This window comes from Acetomicrobium hydrogeniformans ATCC BAA-1850 (assembly GCF_000160455.2).
GTDB lineage: Bacteria > Synergistota > Synergistia > Synergistales > Acetomicrobiaceae > Acetomicrobium > Acetomicrobium thermoterrenum.
The window spans coordinates 320,924-340,026 of sequence record NZ_ACJX03000001.1; the positions used below are offsets into that span (position 1 = coordinate 320,924).

20 protein-coding genes are annotated in these 19,103 nt (G+C 43.0%); 7 read left to right on the top strand and 13 right to left on the bottom strand.

Annotated elements, in window-relative coordinates; all coding sequences use genetic code 11:
• Window positions 1-110: 110 nt before the first annotated feature.
• From HMPREF1705_RS01640 to HMPREF1705_RS01660, 5 genes are read right to left on the bottom strand one after another with little or no spacing between them, the layout of a single operon-like run.
• Window positions 111-788 (bottom strand): energy-coupling factor ABC transporter ATP-binding protein, encoded by a 678-nt coding sequence (locus HMPREF1705_RS01640; RefSeq protein ID WP_009200452.1) that lies wholly within the window; start codon window positions 786-788, stop codon window positions 111-113.
• Window positions 785-1,501, bottom strand: coding sequence for a cobalt ECF transporter T component CbiQ (cbiQ, locus tag HMPREF1705_RS01645; RefSeq protein ID WP_009200451.1), 717 nt, complete (start codon window positions 1,499-1,501; stop codon window positions 785-787). The genes HMPREF1705_RS01640 and cbiQ overlap by 4 nt, the downstream gene beginning before the upstream one ends.
• On the bottom strand, window positions 1,488-2,120 hold the full coding sequence (locus HMPREF1705_RS01650) for a hypothetical protein (RefSeq protein ID WP_009200450.1): 633 nt from the start codon (window positions 2,118-2,120) through the stop codon (window positions 1,488-1,490). Before HMPREF1705_RS01650 ends, cbiQ begins: the two co-directional genes overlap by 14 nt.
• Window positions 2,117-2,719 carry a cobalt transporter CbiM gene (cbiM, locus tag HMPREF1705_RS01655; RefSeq protein ID WP_009200449.1) on the bottom strand — a complete coding sequence of 201 codons (603 nt, stop codon included), beginning with the start codon at window positions 2,717-2,719 and terminating at the stop codon, window positions 2,117-2,119. Before cbiM ends, HMPREF1705_RS01650 begins: the two co-directional genes overlap by 4 nt.
• Window positions 2,719-3,507 carry a DUF4198 domain-containing protein gene (locus HMPREF1705_RS01660; protein ID WP_009200448.1) on the bottom strand — a complete coding sequence of 263 codons (789 nt, stop codon included), beginning with the start codon at window positions 3,505-3,507 and terminating at the stop codon, window positions 2,719-2,721. The genes cbiM and HMPREF1705_RS01660 overlap by 1 nt, the downstream gene beginning before the upstream one ends.
• Window positions 3,508-3,663: 156 nt before the next feature.
• Between HMPREF1705_RS01660 and HMPREF1705_RS01665 the strand changes: the two genes are divergently transcribed.
• Entirely contained in the window at window positions 3,664-4,224 is a 561-nt protein-coding gene (locus HMPREF1705_RS01665) for a flavodoxin family protein (protein WP_009200447.1), read from the top strand.
• Window positions 4,225-4,320: 96 nt separating this feature from the next.
• Here the strand turns inward: HMPREF1705_RS01665 and HMPREF1705_RS01670 are convergent, their stop codons facing one another.
• The gene (locus HMPREF1705_RS01670; RefSeq protein ID WP_009200446.1) at window positions 4,321-4,812 is read right to left on the bottom strand and encodes an ECF transporter S component; all 492 of its coding nucleotides are present in this window, start codon (window positions 4,810-4,812) and stop codon (window positions 4,321-4,323) included.
• 189 nt (window positions 4,813-5,001) lie between these two features.
• Between HMPREF1705_RS01670 and HMPREF1705_RS01675 the strand changes: the two genes are divergently transcribed.
• From HMPREF1705_RS01675 to HMPREF1705_RS01690, 4 genes are all read left to right on the top strand, one after another.
• Window positions 5,002-5,343, top strand: coding sequence for an ArsR/SmtB family transcription factor (locus HMPREF1705_RS01675; RefSeq protein WP_009200445.1), 342 nt, complete (start codon window positions 5,002-5,004; stop codon window positions 5,341-5,343).
• 38 nt (window positions 5,344-5,381) lie between these two features.
• Complete coding sequence (locus HMPREF1705_RS01680; RefSeq protein WP_009200444.1) at window positions 5,382-6,542, top strand: permease; 1,161 nt, start codon at window positions 5,382-5,384, stop codon at window positions 6,540-6,542.
• Window positions 6,543-6,588: 46 nt separating this feature from the next.
• On the top strand, window positions 6,589-8,151 hold the full coding sequence (locus tag HMPREF1705_RS01685) for an amidohydrolase (protein ID WP_009200443.1): 1,563 nt from the start codon (window positions 6,589-6,591) through the stop codon (window positions 8,149-8,151).
• A 379-nt stretch (window positions 8,152-8,530) separates the two neighbouring features.
• Complete coding sequence (locus HMPREF1705_RS01690; RefSeq protein WP_009200442.1) at window positions 8,531-9,775, top strand: Glu/Leu/Phe/Val family dehydrogenase; 1,245 nt, start codon at window positions 8,531-8,533, stop codon at window positions 9,773-9,775.
• Window positions 9,776-9,876: 101 nt separating this feature from the next.
• On the opposite strand, the gene HMPREF1705_RS01695 is transcribed toward HMPREF1705_RS01690, so the two are convergent.
• Window positions 9,877-10,122 (bottom strand): thioredoxin family protein, encoded by a 246-nt coding sequence (locus tag HMPREF1705_RS01695; protein ID WP_040347795.1) that lies wholly within the window; start codon window positions 10,120-10,122, stop codon window positions 9,877-9,879.
• A 148-nt stretch (window positions 10,123-10,270) separates the two neighbouring features.
• Between HMPREF1705_RS01695 and HMPREF1705_RS01700 the strand changes: the two genes are divergently transcribed.
• Window positions 10,271-11,572, top strand: coding sequence for an L-cysteine desulfidase family protein (locus tag HMPREF1705_RS01700; RefSeq protein ID WP_009200440.1), 1,302 nt, complete (start codon window positions 10,271-10,273; stop codon window positions 11,570-11,572).
• 99 nt (window positions 11,573-11,671) lie between these two features.
• On the opposite strand, the gene HMPREF1705_RS01705 is transcribed toward HMPREF1705_RS01700, so the two are convergent.
• Both HMPREF1705_RS01705 and HMPREF1705_RS01710 read right to left on the bottom strand, forming a co-directional pair.
• Window positions 11,672-12,115, bottom strand: coding sequence for a hypothetical protein (locus HMPREF1705_RS01705; RefSeq protein ID WP_111089529.1), 444 nt, complete (start codon window positions 12,113-12,115; stop codon window positions 11,672-11,674).
• Between the two features lie 307 nt (window positions 12,116-12,422).
• Window positions 12,423-12,800 carry a RidA family protein gene (locus HMPREF1705_RS01710; protein ID WP_009200438.1) on the bottom strand — a complete coding sequence of 126 codons (378 nt, stop codon included), beginning with the start codon at window positions 12,798-12,800 and terminating at the stop codon, window positions 12,423-12,425.
• 211 nt (window positions 12,801-13,011) lie between these two features.
• Between HMPREF1705_RS01710 and HMPREF1705_RS01715 the strand changes: the two genes are divergently transcribed.
• Window positions 13,012-13,314, top strand: coding sequence for an MTH1187 family thiamine-binding protein (locus tag HMPREF1705_RS01715; protein ID WP_040347793.1), 303 nt, complete (start codon window positions 13,012-13,014; stop codon window positions 13,312-13,314).
• Between the two features lie 60 nt (window positions 13,315-13,374).
• Here the strand turns inward: HMPREF1705_RS01715 and HMPREF1705_RS01720 are convergent, their stop codons facing one another.
• The 4 genes from HMPREF1705_RS01720 to HMPREF1705_RS01735 form a co-directional block, all read right to left on the bottom strand.
• Entirely contained in the window at window positions 13,375-13,818 is a 444-nt protein-coding gene (locus HMPREF1705_RS01720; protein ID WP_040347788.1) for a hypothetical protein, read from the bottom strand.
• 26 nt (window positions 13,819-13,844) lie between these two features.
• Window positions 13,845-15,356 carry a Na+/H+ antiporter NhaC gene (gene nhaC, locus HMPREF1705_RS01725; RefSeq protein WP_009200435.1) on the bottom strand — a complete coding sequence of 504 codons (1,512 nt, stop codon included), beginning with the start codon at window positions 15,354-15,356 and terminating at the stop codon, window positions 13,845-13,847.
• 262 nt (window positions 15,357-15,618) lie between these two features.
• The gene (locus tag HMPREF1705_RS01730) at window positions 15,619-16,455 is read right to left on the bottom strand and encodes an SDH family Clp fold serine proteinase (RefSeq protein ID WP_009200434.1); all 837 of its coding nucleotides are present in this window, start codon (window positions 16,453-16,455) and stop codon (window positions 15,619-15,621) included.
• A gap of 140 nt (window positions 16,456-16,595) precedes the next feature.
• Window positions 16,596-19,094: an ATP-dependent Clp protease ATP-binding subunit gene (locus HMPREF1705_RS01735; protein ID WP_009200433.1), complete on the bottom strand. Its 2,499-nt coding sequence runs from the start codon at window positions 19,092-19,094 to the stop codon at window positions 16,596-16,598.
• Window positions 19,095-19,103 lie beyond the last annotated feature (9 nt).

Here is a 19,103-nt window from a genome sequence, read left to right on the forward strand (position 1 = left end):
CAGTATATATAAATTGTACGTAATTTATTTGTGAAATTTTTGGAGTGAATTTGACTCTTTTCCAAAAAACAACGTTAGATTTTATTGTCGAAAACTTGAGAAGCGATCTCTCAGATACATACACGGGTCTTTCCGTGTAATGGTCTTAAAATTCCCGATGACAACTCATACCAAGAGCTTGCAACTTCCTCCGCAAAATCCATATCGTGGGAAGCCATAATAATGGTTTTATCAAGATGAGTTAAAATTCCCGACAGATTGCTAGCAGCCTCTTCGTCGAGACCGCTTGAAGGTTCATCGAGCAAAAGAAGTTGCGGATCCATAGCAAGAATCGCCGCCAGAGCGCCTAGCCTTTTTTGTCCTCCCGAAAGCGTGTACGGGGGATTATGGGCCAGATCCTCTATTTTAAGTTCCTTTAAAACGCCCCATGCTCTATCCGTAGCCTCTTTTCTGCTAAGCCCCATATTCAAGGGGCCAAAGAGCACATCATCGAGCAAAGTGGGGCAAAAAAGTTGGTCCTCGGGATCTTGAAAGAGAAAACCGACTTTTTGGCGTAAATATCGCAGATCTTCCTTAGTCCGAATGCTTTTGCCTTCAAAAATAATTTCTCCCTGGAGTTGTCCGAGCAAACCCATGATCGCATAAAAAAATGTCGTCTTGCCGGCCCCATTTTTGCCAATAATACACACTTTTTCCTTTGTATAAATTTCGAAGTTAAGTCCACTAAAAATCGGAGGTTTGCCCGGATAAGCAAAGGTAAGATCTTTTACAACTAACAACGGCTTCATACCATTAAACACCCCACAAGAAGGGCGTAAAGGACAGCTAGCTTTAAAAAGTCGGGTCGTGAAAGCCTGGATTTAAAGGTCAGAAAAGTATAGGTTCCATTAAAACCCCTAAGCAGCATAGCATTATAAACTCTTTGCGATCTAACAAAACTTCGCAATAGTAACATGCCAATTAAATATCCGTAGGCTCTAAAGGTTCGCAAATTCAAAGAAGGCTCAAACCCCCTCAATGCCATGCTGCGGTGTATCCTTGAAGCCTCCTCAGCCAATACATGAATATATCTGTAGGTAAAATGAAGCAGAGCTACCAATTTTGACGGAAAACGCAGTTGACATAAAGCCTGCAATATCTCAGGCATGGAAGTCGTCTGGAGAAGTGCCATAAATGCCAATACAGCTGCATGGATGCGAATTGTTATGAGCGTGGCTGTTGCAACTCCCCCTTCTGAAGAAAAAGGAAGAGTCAACCATAGCATTAAAACGAACCCATCTACGGCCATCAAACGTTTTAAAAGCCTTTTAACCGGTACTCCCGAAAGCCCGACTAAGGCAATAGAATACATCAACAAAAAAATCTGAGCCATGAGGGAATTTAAAAGAGCCACACACAAGGCTACGGAAAAAGTTAAAAGCAACTTTACATAAGGCGGAATACGCTCTAAAAAACTCCCCTTTGGCTTACTATGATAATTGATGTAACTAACGTTTATCATGCCCGTCACCGCTTCCCTTTTTAAACCAAAGGGCAATGCCTATCAAGCCAAAAATGTAACCTACGCCGCCCATGATTTGATTAAACCCCGGTTTTGAGAGCTCCTTACGGAGTTGTATAATTTCTGCATGCAACGGTTCTATCTCGCTACGAAGGACAGATTTTACAATAGAAGCAATCTCCTTTTCGTCTAAAGTGACAACCAAGTTTTCTATTTGCTCTTCCTCCGTAGGAAGTTTATCAATAAAATTAGAATCAGACATATTGGTACTATTATCAAATGAAGATAAGTTTATATTTACTCTTCCAAGATGCCCCATACCTCCATCGACTACTACAGTTACAATTTTCCTATTTGACGGGTCAATATTCACCGAAAACTTGCCATCTTCATCCGTCCATCCTCTTCCTACAACAGAGCCGTCCCCTTCTGCCTTGACCAATACCTCGCAATTTTTGGCCGGTGCCCCATCGTTGAAGTAAGCCTCCCCAAGGATCGAGCTGTCCTCTGAGTAGGCAAATACGTTAAGCTTATGAGCCGTAGCAATGGTCGCCGGATAAACGATAACGAACAATGCCAGAATAACCGCGAAGAATAAAGGTGCCCTGTTTACTCTCATTTTTCGTCCACCCCTAGCAATGAAGGTATCATTTTGTAGATAAATGACGCGATAAAAGCACCTATCAAGGATTCAAGAATCACAACAGGAATATGGGCAAGCAACACCAATTTAGCCGTTATCAAAAAAACCTCTCCGCTAAAAGCCAAGGCAAGCGCAGTAAAAAGAGCGGCTAAAACAACCCCTATCCCTCCAGCCGCGGCTCCGCCAAGCCAGGGCGGTTTTCCTGAGATTATAACGTATCTCCCCAAACGACCGCCTACAAGTCCGGAAATAGCCATTGTGCAGATGTTAACCCCAAGAACCGCCAAACCACCAAATTGAAACAACAATACCTGCAAAAAAAGCGCAACCAGATATGCGGGAAACAACTTAATTCCCAACAAAAGGCCACCTATGCCGTTAAGCAGTAGATGCACGCTGGCTGGCCCGATATTAATATGAATTAAAGACGAAACGAACAAAGCTGCAGATACAATCCCCACTCGAGGAACTTCGTCTATCTCCATTTTCTTCAGTCCAGCCACTATGCCGATAACGGCCCCAACTGCTCCGATTGTCAAAGGGTATAAGGACAGTACACCCTCTGAAATATGCATTAGTTCCCTCTCTCCGCCTTTATCCAAATAACTGCCCCAAGCTCTATATCAGCATTTTCTCCGCCAGGAGACTTCATCTTTTCGGGAGCATCAACCAGTGCAGCAAAACCCCACCAACCATCCCAGGGCATGGCATAGGTAAATACCCCCTGATCATCGGTCCGCACTACCTGTGTAACATAAACATCTGAGGGAGCCTTAACTTTTTTTCCTTCATTGTAATATTCCACTTCTATTACGGCAGCTGCCAAGGGCTTCCCTTCCATAATAACCTTGCCTTGAAAAACATTGCCGGGCCACAATCCGTAAGGCCTCGTCAACGGCACTATCTCAACCCTAAGCCCGAGGGGTTTCTGCCAACTTTCTTCCATGCCAAAAGCATTGACGACGGTTTTCGCATAGTGGATGATATATTTGTTTTCAGCCTCTTCCCAATAAGGTGAGGGTTCTACATAAAAAATGTGGTCTCCCGGCCGCTTTACATCGAAGACAGCTTCCCAGTATCTTAAATCCGAATCGTTTTTGCGAACCTTTAAATGTTTCATAAGATCAATATTCTCAGAACGAACAACGACACCAAACTTTTCGGGCTTTTCCATATCCATCATTTCCTGTTCAAAGGGATGGGTAAAAAGAAGCCTTAGGTTTAACTCAGAATTTTCGTTTTGAGAAATTACGTTTTTATCGGGCAATATTACCTGGAAATGAGCCCACGAAGGAGAAGACGAAAGACAGACACAAAAAGCAACAAATACCGCAAAGAATATTCTGCTTAAAACTTTGTTCATCAGAAGAGAACCCTCCTTAAGTGTTACGTTTCTGTTGTTTAGTATTACTCATGAAAGTCCGTTTGTCAAGGGACTGCTAAAAAAGTGTTAATATTATGTATAGAAAAAATATCAGGAAGGGAGATGAGCTATCGGCATTCAAGTGCCGAAAATATCATGAAAAAGATTGTTATTTTGCTCGGGAGTCCCAGAAAAAACGGAAACAGCGAGAGGTTGGCCAAATCCTTTGCCACAGGCGCTGAATCTCAAGGTGCCCAGGCCAGATTTTTTAGACTCCACAATATGAATATAAAAGGTTGTTCGGATTGCAGGCAATGCTGGTCCAAGGGCAAACATTGTATAGTAGCAGACGATATGTCTCAATTGTACGAGTCCATCGATCATGCCGACGTCATTGTTTTCGCAACGCCCCTTTACTGGTATAGCTGGAGCGCACAAATTAAAGCGGTTTGGGATAGAATGTTGCCCTATGTGTCAGACAAGGCAAAAACCACCGTTAAGGACAAGCAAAGCGTATTATTGGTCACTGCCGGAGACGAACGCGATGACGTCTTTGACGCAGTTTTGGAATCCTTCGACAGATCCGCATCCCTTTTAGGGCTCAAGTTGGCAGGCAAAATATGTGCCCATAATGTTTATGATATTGGAGATATAGAAGAAGGAAATTGGTTAGATCAAGCCAAAGAATTGGGAGCATCCGTCGGCAAAGTTAATTAGTATAATCTGTTAATTCAAACAAGATAACTGCGTACGCAAACGCCAACGTATGCAGTTATCTTTCTACGGAACAACCCTGATTTTAGGGAATATCTCCTATTGTCTTCCAAGAAGCTTTCTAATAGGCCCTTCGATATAGGGCAGAATGACCAGAGCTATTATCGCACCTACGCCGGTTTGGGCCAAATCGGTGAAAAACTCAATGGGAGCAACTTTCCATCCATATAAAATACCTGCAACCAATGTATATCCTGCAATCATTACGCATGCGCCCGCTATCACTGCCCTTTTTCGATTCTCCCGCATTTTCCCAACCACAAAACCCTCGATTCCCTTGATCACGAAAGTAAAAGGTGCCCATAAGGGATAGCCAAGCACGATATCGGCAAGAGCTCCTCCGATACCCCCGCAAATAGCTCCATATTTTGCCCCCATCAATATAGCAACACAATATATAACGCCTTCACCTAAATTGAAATAAATCCTATATCCAGGCATGGGGATATGAATTATTGTTGCTACGGCTACAATTGCTGCAAAAAGAGCACCCAATGCCACTTCCTTGGCGCTTCCTCGTGAAGAAGTCATTTCTTACCACCCTCTCTATATTTGAAAAATAAAAACATCATTTCCAACTAATTAATTTTATACCACATTTTAGACGTAACCGGTAGTACCAGTAAAAGATTCCAACCATTCCAATCTGGCTTAAACATAAATTGCGCATTTGCATCATATGTGATAATATTGCCACATATTTGTCAAGGAGGGTTAATAATGGATATGGAAACTCAAGGCAAAAAGGCGACGCTGTTAAAGGCCATGGGGCATCCAGTCCGTATCGAAATCATCGAACTGTTGGGCAAACGGGAGATGTGCGCCTGTGAAATTGCAAGTTTATTTGACTGCGACAGGACTACTGTGAGCAAACATTTGGCCATCCTGAAAGATTTGGAAATTATCGAGCAAAGACGAGAGGGTTTATATATTTACTACAGACTTAAATTGCATTGCTTAGTTCCCATGCTTCAGTGCATAGAGCATGCCATTTTTGGCGATCCGGTGAAAATTCAATTTGACTGTAAATGTTCGTGCTCCCAAGATAACTACGAAATTTAACATAAATATATTATATTAGTTAGTTAGGAGGCATTTTTATGAGCGACAACAAGAAATTAGCTTTAATTCTTCTTGCATTTCTCTTTTTTTACTTTATACCGGCCGATTCGCCCAGAGCAACAGTCGCTGCTTCGGAAGCCCTTGCAATGCTTCATGAATATGCCAGACAACACGTCTTGCTTTGCCTGGTTCCTGCTTTTTTCATAGCGGGCGCCATTTCCGTTTTCATCAGTCAACAGTCAGTCATGAAATACCTCGGAAGCCATGCAAAGAAGTCCGTATCCTATGCCGTTGCAGCGGTATCTGGCACAATTTTAGCCGTATGCTCCTGCACCGTTCTTCCCTTGTTTGCCGGAATTTATGCCCGAGGAGCCGGAATAGGCCCTGCTTCCGCATTTCTTTACTCCGGACCAGCTATCAATGTGTTGGCCATAATTTTAACGGCGAGAGTACTGGGTTTTGAGATGGGCCTGGCCAGAGCGGTTGGAGCAATTCTTTTCAGCGTAGTCATCGGACTAGCAATGTCAATTATATTTAGAAAAGACGAAGAAAAGAGGCAGGAAGCTTTTGCCTTCCCAGCAGAAGATGGTACATCTCATCCTCTATGGCAATCGGCATCAGTTATGGCAGGCATGATTAGTTTTTTGATATTCGCAAACCTTGCAGCTCCAAAGGCGGATATCGGGTTTTGGGCACAGCTTTATAACGTTAAATGGATAGTAGCAACGATCAGTATTTCCTTTACTGCCCTAGTGATTAAAAAATGGTTTTCAGCAGAGGAAAGATCCGAATGGTATAGCGCCACTTGGGGATATGCGCTTCAAGTATTGCCATTGCTTTTCGCTGGCGTCCTGATTGCCGGCTTTCTCCTCGGTCGCCCCGGGCACGAGGGTATCATCCCAGGCGCATACGTATCTTATCTAGTGGGCGGCAACTCAATCTTTTCTAACTTTTTCGCGTCTATCGTTGGAGCCTTCATGTATTTTGCAACGCTAACGGAAGTGCCGATATTGCAGGGTCTTTTGGGCGCAGGAATGGGTAAGGGACCGGCACTTGCCCTTCTTTTAGCAGGCCCGGCTTTATCATTGCCAAATATGCTGGTGATACGAACAGTACTGGGAACAAAGAAAACTGTCACATACGTCATCCTTGTAGTGTTGCTTTCTACGCTGGCTGGAATAATTTATGGTAATCTTTAGCGTAGGATAACAATCTCTTTATGATTAACAGGAGGAAGTTAAAGTCATGAACTACGTTACTGGATTCATTAATTGTAAGGTCTACGGGAACGTCGGGAACAACCGACATTTCGAAGCCTTTTTGGTCGTTAATGGTAAAATCGCCTCCACAGGATCGAACATTGAGATTTCGGAGCAAACCAAATCTTTAAAAGGTAAAACAGTAGACTTAGGAGGGAAAATTGTCCTACCCGGTTTCATTGATTCTCATTTACACATCGATGAACTTGGAATGTACATTAACTCTCTGAATTTAAGAAATACGGCAAGCATCGAAGATCTTCGGGATAAACTAAATAATTTCGCTTCAAAGGCTTCAACTTCGTGGATCTTAGGACATGGTTGGGACCAAGAGCTTTTCAGGGAAAAAAGGTGGCCTACAAAAGACGACTTAGATGCCGTTGAGAAAGAAAGACCCATAATGCTCTCAAGGGTATGTCTTCATGCCGCGGTCTTAAATTCAAAAGCCTTAGAGATGACAGGCATAACTTCCTCCACGGGCATAGTGGTGGAAAGTGAATTTCAACGAGCCAGGGAAATATTTAAAGATAGCCTTTCTATTTCCGAGTGCAAAAAAATCCTGAAAGATGCCCTTCTTTATGCTTCCAAACTGGGGTTGACCTGTCTTGGGTTTGTAAGCTGTGACGCAAAGATGCTGTCTGCTTTAATGTCGCTATGGCATGACGGAGAAATTACCACAAGAGTCAGGGTATATCTAGAACCAGGAAAAAGATGTCAAATCGGGGAAAAAATGTACGAAAATACCGATATCTTATCCGCCTTGGACAAACTAGGCATAAAGAGGTGCTTCGGCGACGACATGTTAAGGATACAGGGTATTAAAATACTCGCCGATGGGTCGCTCGGTGCCCGCACAGCATGGCTTACCAAGCCCTATTCGGATATGGCTGACCTGCAGGGATTCCCAAACATAGGCAAAGAAGAACTTTTACAGTTGGTCAAATCCGCTGATGCTGCCGATTTACAGATCGCTGTTCACGGAATAGGCGATGCCACAATAGACATGATACTTGACACATTTCAGGAAGCTAAAATTTATGATCGAGGACACCGAATCGAGCACCTTTCCGTTTTAAGACCCGACCAAATTAAACGCATGAAGGATATAGGCTTGTATGCCTCAATCCAACCGCATTTCGTGATCACGGACTGGTGGGCTATTGACCGATTAGGCTCAGATAGGGCAGAGTTCATACACCCCTTTAAAAGTATTTTCTCTTACGGAATACCGACTGCATTTGGAACAGATTCGCCTGTGGAAGAACTCAATCCCTGGGAGACCGTCTATGCTGCAGTTACAAGGGGGAAGTGTGAGGATATCCCTCTAGCCGCAGCGACACCAAACGAAGCGCTAGACATAACAGACGCCATTTATTGCTATACTGCAGGAGGAGGCAATATCATGCTAGACCCCGATATAGGAAATTTGGCAATAGGCAAGCCGGCCGATTTTATAGTGTTAGACAAAGACCCCTTTGAAACTGAACCCAGATATATTAAAGATATAAGGGTCCAAAAAACATACATTGGAGGCAAGGAGGTTCGATAGATTCTATTATAATTGATGCCTATAAATAATAAAAAAAATTGCCTAACGTTAACCTCAGTAAAAATTGCCTCTCCCACTCAGTTAAAAAGAGGTTATTGGAATAATCTCAAATAGCTATTTCAAGCTTATTTAAATTCCAATAACCTCTTTTTGTTTGTGCATCATATATCATTGTTAATAAGAGATATCTTCTGCTATATAATGCATAAACTTATATATACATTTAGTTTAATATTTGACTTTTTATTAAAAGTGCTATATAAACATGGATTATTAAATTCAGCCCATGGGTCACGTTTATGTTATACATATGCATGTGCGCATCATGCAGCCTGAATGTCTATTTGATTTAATAACATTATGAAGGAGTGATCTTTATATGCAGCTTAATCCATATGAAATGCTAAAAAAACAAATCGACGATGCCGCAAGATACATCGACATTGATCCAGAATATTTCGATATTCTAAAAGAACCAAGAGAAATATTAGAGGTATCTCTTCCCGTTCGTTTGAGCGATGGCTCAATAAAGGTTTTCAAGGGGTGGCGCTGTCACTACAATAATGCTCTTGGACCCTATAAAGGTGGAATACGCTATCATGTTCAGGTAAACAGGGATGAGGTAATTGCTCTAGCCGGATGGATGACTATAAAATGCGCTGTAGCCCAACTGCCCTTCGGAGGCGGAAAGGGAGGCATAAATTGCTCACCTGCAGATCTATCGATTGACGAGCTGGAAAAGTTGACCAGGGCATATGCCTTGGGAATATCGCGTTTCATAGGCACAGATTATGATGTCCCCGCTCCCGATGTAAATACCAATCCTCAAATCATGGCATGGATAGCCGATACCTACGAAAAGATCAAGGGCTTCAGTCAGCCCTCCGTCATTACGGGCAAACCGGTCGAAGTGGGCGGTTCTTTGGGTCGAAGCAAAGCAACTGCACAGGGCGGTGTATACGTTCTCACTGAAGCGTTAAAAGCACTAAATTTCAATAATAAAGATCTCTCCTGCGCCATCGAAGGATATGGAAACGCCGGAAGTTATATGCATCTTTTATTGGAAAAGATGGGAATAAAAGTAATCGCTGTATCGGATACCAGAGGTGGAATTTATAATCCAAAGGGCTTGCCTGCCAGCGAGCTAAAGGAACATAAAATGAAAAACAGGACGGTTTCCAATTTTCCGGAGGGCGAGAATATAACAGACAGAGAATTATTGTCGAGTAATGCGGATATCCTAATACCCGCCGCCTTGGAAGGGATGATAAACGAGACAAACGTCAGCGATATAAAGGCCAAAATTATTTTAGAATTGGCAAACGGCCCTGTTACTCCGCAGGCGGAGAAAATGCTTTCCGATAATGGAGTCTTAATAATTCCCGATGTTTTGGCAAATTCCGGCGGAGTGATCGTTAGCTACTTCGAGTGGGTCCAGGGAAGATCAGGGGAATATTGGGACGAATCGACTGTGGATAAAAAACTATACAACAGGATAACCGAGGCATTCCGGGAAATATGGGAAATTAAAGGCAGAAAAAAAATAAAAATGCGCGAAGCTGCATACGTAACAGCAATCGGAAGAATATCACAAGCAATGCGCATACGCGGAATTTGGCCATAAATTATAATTACATGCAGAGCAACTATGCATCTACGAGCCTGCCTCTGCTGCGTTAAATTCCATCATTAGGCAGGCTCGTTAAAGTTGTGCTCAGAGGTTATCTAATTACCCGATAAGTTTCTAAATGTATCCTTCAGCGCCCCTTCCGACGGAACTTTACCTGCAATGACAACCTTCCCGTCAACAGCTAAGGCAGGGGTAGTCATTACTCCAAAAGATATTATTTTATTAATATCTGTAACCTTTTCGACTTCATAATCTAGACCGAGTTCTCGCGCAACTTTTTCAGCCATATCCGCAAGTTTCTTACACTTAGGGCATCCTGTGCCAAGAACTTGTATCTTCAACTTAAGATCAACTCCTTTGTTCATGAGGTATGTGGCAATTATATCACACATAATGGCTTTTCAGAAACGTGCTTGTTTCAAGACAATTTTCGAGGGATAATTTTATAGAATGCAATAACAATTATTAAGTATTAAAGGAGGGACAGAATTGTTTGCAATAAAGGATTTTTTGCGAACGGAAGTGGTGCCTGCGCTTGGTTGTACCGAGCCCGGCGCTGTAGCGCTGGCCACAGCCCGGGCAAGAAAAGAAATAGGTTCCGAGGAAATCAAAAGAATAGAAGTCGATGTCAGCCCTAATATTTACAAGAATGGTTATGCAGTAGGCATTCCGGGTGTCAAGGATTTAAAGGGAAATGCCGTAGCAGCAGCGCTAGGGGTTATTTGCGGCAAATCGGAGTATGGCCTGGAAGCGTTAAAATGTTGCGATATAAGCGACATCGAAAAAGCTATGCAACTTGTCAAAGCAGGCCTTGTTACCGTATCTCCAAATTTTTCAAAAAGCGGAGTATATGTAAAAGTTACGATAATAACCGACAAACGTACATGTTCTTGTTTTATTGAGGATAGGCATGATAACATTACGAAGATTATGATGGATGGGAAACTTATACTTTCAAAACGCAAAAGACTCCGCGTAATTCAAAATTCGGAAAAAGCAAGCATATTTGATGCTATTAAAAATATGACATTCAATGAATTGACTTCTCTATTAAACGACATAGATGATGAAGATATAAAGTATATTTACGAAGGAATAAAAATGAATATGGCTGTCGCGCACATAGGTCTAGACCCCGACAACGACTATGGTCTTGGAGTAGGAAAAACTATTTTCAAGATGATCAAATCCGACGATTTTTCCGCCCTTCCGCTAAAAATCAAAGCTTACGCCGCAGCTGCCGCAGACGCAAGAATGGCAGGAATTTCTAAACCGGTAATGAGCAGCGCCGGAAGCGGAAATCACGGTATAACAGCGATTCTTCCGGTTTACCTGGTGGCAGATTTTTATAAAAAAACAATGGAAGAAACTGCTAAAGCCGTGGCCTTGAGCCATCTCACAACAAGTTTCTTAAAAAGCAGAACTGGGCGGCTAAGTCCGATCTGCGGATGCACCGTTGCCGCAGGCGCCGGAGCCGCAGCCGGAATTACATACCTTCTTTCTCAAGATATGACTAAAGTGGAGGATGCAATTGAAATTCACGTCAGCAACTTGATTGGCATGATATGTGACGGTGCCAAAGACACCTGCGCCCTTAAGGTAGGTACCGGTGCCTATGAAGCCTATACTGCAGCGATGATTGCCTTAGAAAAAAACGGACACGATATCCCGAGGGGCATCATAGGAGAGACTCTCGAAGAAACTGTAGACAATATGGCCGAATTGAGCAATAAGGGAATGAAGAATGTGGACACTATAATAATCAGCCTACTTCAGAATAACATTTCATAGCAATTCCTTATTTGATAACTTCATACCGAACAAAATAAAATTAAACACGAGTCCAATAGGCATGATAGCTTACATGAACTCGTGTTTATATTTGTTATTTTATAGAATCAATTTGTTGCCCGGCTTGCCTCCTTTGGTTATTTTATCCAGTTCGGATAATATTGCCGGAGATGCTACATCCAGGCGTGGTTTCTTGTTTTCCTGAGAGGCTAGCTCACGAAGTTTTTGCTCGTATTCCTCCATGCTCTTTTTAATCGTATCGGCGTCTCCCTTGAGCCATAGAAGGATATTTTCCGCTATGGCCTTTACCTCTTCATCAGTCAGATCGTTTTGCGTAGCACCAATTGCCTTCATGAGCTTTCCCTGCTCTCTGACCGCATCTACGATGTCGTCATCGGTTATAATACCCTTTTTATAAAGGGCTCGACCCAATACATCGAACTTGGTCTTCATGCTCTCTTCGGACATGGCCACGCTGTCTATACGAGCCATCATCAAAGAAAGCATATCTTCCAATGTCATTTGCATTGATCTGGGTTGCATTATATATTCCCCCCTGTGGTAGATTAATTTCTAATATTTCCGTTCTTGCCTACGCGTCAAGCACGTGTATTTTAACAGAAACAGAATGAATTATAAATGGAAGTTTAATAAAAAAGGGACCTCAACGGGTCCCTTTTTTTGAGGAGGAGATAGGGTTTGGATACGGTATTTGGCTTTGTCTTCCATTGCCGCACCCAGCAAATGAGAGTTTAATCACCTGTAGCTGTTTTGTCAACTTGAAAACTATATTCTATATTTTTCCATTATTTATAATTTTCGGAATATTTTTTGAGATAATACGGTATTATTATGCTAAGGCAATCACTTCCATCTCAAGTAGAGCCTTTTCCTTTGGCAGTTTGCTCACTTCAACGAGAGACCTGGCAGGTCTATTATCGCCAAAAAATTCTGAATACACTTTGTTAATAGCCTGAAAATTGGCAATATCGGTTACAAAAACTGTGGTTTTTACGACTTTTGATATATCTGACCCGGCACTTTCAAGAATTGCCTCAATATTTTGCAACACCCTGAATGTCTGTTCCTCTACAGAACCTTCTACAATCAAGCCGCTTTCCGGGTCTAGAGGCAGCTGCCCCGAAACGAAGACAAATCCGTTTGCTTTTACCGCAAGCGAATAGGGCCCAACTGCTTTAGGTGCTTTATCACTATGAATATATTGCATTTACATCGCCTCCCTAAGACAGATAATCCATATGTTTAAATCATATTACCATACCTTATAAACCCCTTTAAAGTACTTATTTCGCCAGCGTCTAGGACCACCTATTTTTGAAAGCATTTACCAAAAATGATATATTTTAAGAGACCCAAGACATTAGCATTAAAAATCCAGCGGATTTAGAAAATAAAACAATCTGAAGGAGGTGTCAAAGGTGGGAAGAGTTATCGCCGAGATAGTCGTGGTTCCCCTAGGCACAAACAGTCCTAGTGTAAGCTCTTATGTAGCCGAGGTGGAAAGAACCTTGAGAAAATTCAATCTGAAAGTCAGGTTGACGCCGATGAGCACTGTCTTGGAAGGTGAACTAGATGAAGTGCTCAATGCCACTAAAGCAGCCCACAATTGTTTATTCGAAAAAGGAGTGTCAAGAGTGACAACTAGTCTTAAAATTGATGAAAGAAGAGATAAAGAATTGACAATGGACGGCAAAGTTAAAGCCGTCGAGGAAAAGCTTTAGCTTCCCACTAAATATTTCAAATGCCCCGCGAGTTGGCGGGGCATTTGAAATATGCCTAATTTATAACTTTTGCTTTTTAGAGTCCTTGGTATAATTGCCTAAAAAATCAATTTCCGCCTGCGGAGCATATTTTTTGATTATTTCTTCAAGCAAAGGTTCATCGGAACGCTTAAACAATAACTTCCATCCCGTGATTCCTCTTTCAAAAAAGACCATCATCATATCGCCCTTGTAGGCAAAAGTAGCTGCTTTTACATCTCCCCATGGAAGAAATTCTTTGGATATTCCAAGTATTCCATATACTTCTTTTATTATTCCATCAGATGAAATGTAGATTTTCTTTTTATATATAATACCGTAAAAGGAAGCGATGATTAATATAATCTTATAAAAAGAAAAATCTAATACTGCCGAAAAAATGCAATAACACCCGAAAAAAAATAAAATGAATTTCATCCACGTGGGAGTTGAATAGCTTGATCGTGATTCGATGATGGTCTCCATCAATCATGCCTCCGTCGATAATTCTACTATACGCTTACGATATCTTCATCAGTATCCTTGCGCCAGAATATCGATTTGCCCATAGCTGTTAGAGCAATGGCCATGATCGGATTAAGGTAATTAAAAAAAGCGAAGGGCAAATACTGAATAGTGGGCACTCCTAAGACGCTTGCATGGTAAGCTCCGCATGTATTCCATGGAACTAAAACCGATGTCAATGTGCCGCTATCTTCCAAACTTCTGGAAAGCATTCTAGGGTGAAGTCCTTTTTCATCGAAGGCAGGCTTAAACATTCTGCCAGGGAGCACTATTGCAACATACTGATCCCCCAAGAAAATATTGGAAACTATACAAGAAATTATTACCGATGTAACCAGTCCTGTAACGCTTTTCACATGGCGCAAAAGGGCCTGCAGCAATACTTCCAATATTCCGCAACGCTCCATGACGCCACCGAAGGAAAGTGCGCATAATATCAAGGAAACAGTCCACATCATAGAATCGAGTCCGCCGCGTTCGAGCAAATCGCTGAGCATCCCTCCCACTTCTTGAGCAAGTTCGGGAGCGACATCGCTGACTCCCTGCGCAGCGAGGATGCCCGCTACGGCATCGAGACTCTCCGCTCCTGCAACTTCCGCGCTAAAAGCAGGGCTGTAACCGTAATGAATCGCAGTGACCATAGTTCCCAGTCCGCTGCCTTGAAGAAGTATCATTATGCCGCCCAGTACCACACCTGCAAATAAACTTGGTATTGCAGGAAACCTTAAAGCTGCCAGCAAAACTACCACTATAGGGGGAATAAGGGCAACGACGCTTATGTTAAATTCTGCAGCTAGCAGCTTTTGAAAAGCAACTATCCTCGTCACGTCCAAAGTCCCGCCTGCAAACCTGAGGCCCAATACTATGGTAATAATGGCAACTATTACGTAGGTGGGCAAAGTTGTGGAGACCATAGCCCTTATGTGACTAAAAAGGGTCGTCCCTGAAACTGCGGGAGCAAGATTTGTAGTATCAGAAAGAGGCGACATCTTATCGCCAAAGTATGCACCGGAAATAACTACGCCGGCCGCCAGCGGCATTGGAACCCCCAGCCCCGCAGCAATACCTATCAAGGCCAAACCTACAGTGCCTGAGGTACCCCACGAGGTGCCCGTCGCCAATGAAACAATAGAACAAATTATCAAAGTTGCAAGCAAAAATATGCTGGGTGAAAGGATGCTCAAACCATAATATATGAGCGTCGGCACGATGCCGCCCTGTATCCATGAGCCAATTATCATTCCCACTATCATTAATATCAAAACAGCCTGAAGCCCGGCAAGGATACCGCGAAACATGCCCTCTTCCATATCTTTCCATTGAAAATGCAACAAATAACGGCCCATCAAACACACAAAGGCAGCAGAGAACACCAGTGGAATATGCACATCTACGCCCAAAACCAAAACACCGGTTCCAATACAGACAGCAGCTACGCAAACAGCCAGAACAGCTTCAAAAAGAGTGGGCTTTCTCGTCGAACTTCCATTTTCGCTCATTCTCATTTCTACCTCCTCTCATATTTTAATGATTACCATGAAAATGACATAGCATGGGTTATATGTCCTCTTCACCTCCTCTTCTATCGACTGCACTGCTTGTATAATTGTCGAACGCACATACAGCTGTGCGTCTCATTTATGATATATTTTATCATGCAGACATAGGAACGACATATATTATATAACCACTTGAAGTTTCTATATCAGGACTATTTAACGCGTGTTCTGAAACTTAGCCAAGTATCTGCAGACATTAAAATTATTCTTTCCCATTAGATGTCGGACGTTGATAAGGCATGGGAACATATTGAACGGAGGGGCGTCTCTGTCCGGCTTGAGGATATAAATGCATCAAAGATGCTACCTCCTCGGGAATTCCACTTTTTACATTGAGGCCCAATAGTTTTGCTTCCTCATACATAATAGGATAATCATGGGTCCACCTGCCATCGGTTAATGCATTGGAGAGTTCTTCTGCCTTTTCCTCGGGAACGTCGTTGCTTATCAAGAGGTCATAAACAAAGCGCCGAGTTTGTGTAATGGCCTTTTTTGACATATCAGCCAATATGATAGTATTGTCATCTACTTCTGAAATTGGTTTCTGTTCAAGGACCTTTAGAATGGAAACAGCTGCGTATTGACCAATTTGAGGGTCTACCGGGCCCAAAACTGCATTTTCATCCATCACTATTTCGTCCGCAGCAAGGGCAATTAGCGTTCCACCAGACATAGCATAATGGGGAACGAATACGGTAACCTTGGCATCATGTTTAGACAATGCGTTTGCAATTTGTTCGGCTGCCAAGAGAACACCTCCGGGCGTATGAATTATTAAGTCTATCGGCATATCTTTAGGAGTTAATTTTATTGCCCTAAGCACTTCTTCGGAATCCTCGATGCTAATGAAATTTCTTGCGAACATTCCCAAAAAACCGATGGATTCCTGTCTGTGGATTAGTGTAATGACTCGACTTCTGCGTTTATGCTCTATTTTCTTGATCTGCCCTTGTCGGAGCCGTTCGAGGTTCCATTGCCTGAAGGAGGGAAGCACCAACAAAAAAAGAAAGAGCAACAAAAAAATATCGAAACCGTACATTTTAATTACACCACCTTAACATAAAATATAATTATCGGATGAACTGAAAGAACTTTCAGCTTTCATGATTATAATAGCAAAAGGCCACGGAAAAGTAACTATCCGCGGCCTTAAATTATATTTCTCGCTTTTAGCGCGTATTAAGATTGTGCAGATTCCTTGGAGACAGCTTTCTTTTTATTGTTGTTCTTCCCCTTTGCCACAGGAATAAAAGTTATATTGTCTTCTGAGACGTCGACTTTGATTACGCTTTCCGGTTTTATTTTTCCTTCAAGCAAGATGTCAGCCAGCCTGTCTTCGATATATCGCTGTATGGTCCTTCGCAGGGGTCGCGCGCCAAATTTGGGCTCGTATCCCTTTTTCAACAAAAACCCCTTTGCAGCATCGCTAACTTCGATGAATATACCCTTTTCGGCCAGTCTTTCAGCTACGTCATCGATCATGATATCTACAATCTGAAGAAGTTCCTTTTCGCCTAAAGGCTTAAAGACCACTATTTCGTCTATTCTGTTTATAAACTCCGGTCTAAAGGTCCTTCTTACCGCATCCAATATATTTTTCTTTGCGGCCTCGAAATCGATCTGATATTCCGATTCGGCAGCAAACCCAATGGCCGGACCTTTCATCAAATCCTGCGCTCCGAGATTACTCGTCATAATGATCACCGTGTTTTTGAAATCGACAACACGACCCTGTCCATCGGTTAACCTTCCATCCTCCAGGATTTGCAAAAGTATATTAAACACATCGGGATGGGCCTTTTCTATCTCGTCGAAAAGAACCACAGCATAGGGACGCCTTCTGACAGCCTCGGTCAATTTGCCTCCTTCTTCATATCCCACATAGCCGGGAGGTGCACCTATGAGTTTGGAAACCTCATGGCGTTCCATAAATTCGCTCATGTCGAGACGGATCATGGAATTTTCGTCGCCGAACATAAATTCCGCCAAGGCTTTGCTTAGCTCAGTTTTGCCAACGCCAGTAGGGCCTAAAAACAGGAAACTCCCTATAGGTCGCTGGGGATCCTTCAAGCCGCTTCTGGCCCTCCTGATCGCTTTGGCCACTATGGATACAGCTTCCTCTTGATCAATAATGCGTTTATGAATTTCTTCTTCCATGCGAAGCAGCCGTTGGCTTTCTTCTTCCGTCATTTGCGTGACGGGAATGCCTGTCCATTCTGAAACCACCAATGCGATGTCTTCTTCGTCGACTATTGGTTCTTCTTGCGACTTCTTAGCCTGCCATTCCTTCCGTTTTTCTTCCAACTCCTCTGATAACTTTCTTTCTTCGTCCCTTAAGGCGGCGGCTTTTTCAAATTCTTGAGACGCTACTGCTGCTTCCTTTTCCTTTCTCACCGTCTCGAGCTTCTTTTCCAGCTCCTTTATAAACTCCGGCGGATTCATAGTAGAAAGTCGCACCCTCGCACCAGCTTCGTCGATAAGATCGATAGCCTTGTCAGGCAAATATCTGTCGCTTATGTAACGAGCAGAAAGCCTTGCTGCTGCCTCCAAAGCTTTATCCGTTATTTTGACCCGATGATGCGCCTCATATTTATCTCTCAAACCCTTTAAGATCTCTATGGTGTCTTCTATATTGGGCTCACCCACAAAAACAGGTTGAAATCTCCTCTCTAAAGCTGAATCTTTTTCGATGTATTTTCTGTATTCGTCCAAAGTCGTAGCCCCAATTACTTGAAATTCTCCCTTGGCAAGGCTTGGCTTTAAGATATTGGCAGCGTCGACGGCTCCTTCTGCTCCGCCTGCACCAACTAGGGTGTGAATTTCATCGATGAAGACGATCACGTCTTTGGAGTCGCGAACCTCCTTGACCAGTTTTCTCATGCGCTCCTCGAATTCACCTCTGTACTTGGTTCCCGCTACCAAATTGCCAATATTGAGTTGGACTATTCTTTTGTTTTTAAGAACTTCCGGGACCTCACCTGTAGCTATTCTCTGAGCCAATCCTTCGACAATTGCAGTCTTTCCTACGCCTGGATCACCAATGAGGCAGGGGTTGTTTTTAGTCCTGCGCGACAAAATTTGAATTACCCGCTGTATCTCGCGCTCACGACCGATAACGGGATCGAGTTCGCCTTGACGAGCCATCTCAACTAAATCAATGCCTAATTGGTCGAGAGTCGGAGTCTTGGTATGAGATTTCTTCCTTGACAAACCTTGGCTTTGGCCCATTTGGTCTACCTCCCCTCCGGAGAGATATCGAACAACTTCTTGATACACCTTTTGCATATCCAACCCCATGCTGGTAAGAACCTGAGCTGCAATTCCCTCCCCCTCGGCCAACAATCCCAGGAGGATATGTTCTGTTCCAACGTAGTTGACACCCATATTTCGAGCTTCCCTCATAGCCAAGTCCAGAACTCGCTTGGCCCTGGGACTTAAAGGCAGATCTATCGGTTTGTCCTTTGCTTGTCCTTTGCCAACCAATTGTTCAACCCTCTTGCGAACTTCATCTAAATCTATGCCTAAGGACATCAGCACATGCGCTGCTACTCCATCGCCTTCGGCCAATAAGCCCAGCAATATATGTTCCGTACCTATTACATCGTGACCCAACCTCAGTGCTTCTCTATGAGCTAATTGGACCACCCTTCTTGCTCGCTCCGTAAAAAATTGCCACATTCTACATCA

Bases quoted from the DNA above. Each gene is read 5' to 3' on its own strand.
- HMPREF1705_RS01735 (WP_009200433.1), bottom strand. From the start codon at position 19,094: ATGTGGCAATTTTTTACGGAGCGAGCAAGAAGGGTGGTCCAATTAGCT.
- HMPREF1705_RS01680 (WP_009200444.1), top strand. From the start codon at position 5,382: ATGAGCGACAACAAGAAATTAGCTTTAATTCTTCTTGCATTTCTCTTT.
- HMPREF1705_RS01710 (WP_009200438.1), bottom strand. From the start codon at position 12,800: ATGCAATATATTCATAGTGATAAAGCACCTAAAGCAGTTGGGCCCTAT.
- cbiQ (WP_009200451.1), bottom strand. From the start codon at position 1,501: ATGATAAACGTTAGTTACATCAATTATCATAGTAAGCCAAAGGGGAGT.
- HMPREF1705_RS01690 (WP_009200442.1), top strand. From the start codon at position 8,531: ATGCAGCTTAATCCATATGAAATGCTAAAAAAACAAATCGACGATGCC.
- cbiM (WP_009200449.1), bottom strand. From the start codon at position 2,719: ATGCATATTTCAGAGGGTGTACTGTCCTTATACCCTTTGACAATCGGA.
- HMPREF1705_RS01720 (WP_040347788.1), bottom strand. From the start codon at position 13,818: ATGGAGACCATCATCGAATCACGATCAAGCTATTCAACTCCCACGTGG.
- nhaC (WP_009200435.1), bottom strand. From the start codon at position 15,356: ATGAGCGAAAATGGAAGTTCGACGAGAAAGCCCACTCTTTTTGAAGCT.
- HMPREF1705_RS01650 (WP_009200450.1), bottom strand. From the start codon at position 2,120: ATGAGAGTAAACAGGGCACCTTTATTCTTCGCGGTTATTCTGGCATTG.
- HMPREF1705_RS01640 (WP_009200452.1), bottom strand. From the start codon at position 788: ATGAAGCCGTTGTTAGTTGTAAAAGATCTTACCTTTGCTTATCCGGGC.
- HMPREF1705_RS01675 (WP_009200445.1), top strand. From the start codon at position 5,002: ATGGATATGGAAACTCAAGGCAAAAAGGCGACGCTGTTAAAGGCCATG.
- HMPREF1705_RS01665 (WP_009200447.1), top strand. From the start codon at position 3,664: ATGAAAAAGATTGTTATTTTGCTCGGGAGTCCCAGAAAAAACGGAAAC.
- HMPREF1705_RS01670 (WP_009200446.1), bottom strand. From the start codon at position 4,812: ATGACTTCTTCACGAGGAAGCGCCAAGGAAGTGGCATTGGGTGCTCTT.
- HMPREF1705_RS01685 (WP_009200443.1), top strand. From the start codon at position 6,589: ATGAACTACGTTACTGGATTCATTAATTGTAAGGTCTACGGGAACGTC.
- HMPREF1705_RS01660 (WP_009200448.1), bottom strand. From the start codon at position 3,507: ATGAACAAAGTTTTAAGCAGAATATTCTTTGCGGTATTTGTTGCTTTT.
- HMPREF1705_RS01705 (WP_111089529.1), bottom strand. From the start codon at position 12,115: ATGCAACCCAGATCAATGCAAATGACATTGGAAGATATGCTTTCTTTG.
- HMPREF1705_RS01730 (WP_009200434.1), bottom strand. From the start codon at position 16,455: ATGTACGGTTTCGATATTTTTTTGTTGCTCTTTCTTTTTTTGTTGGTG.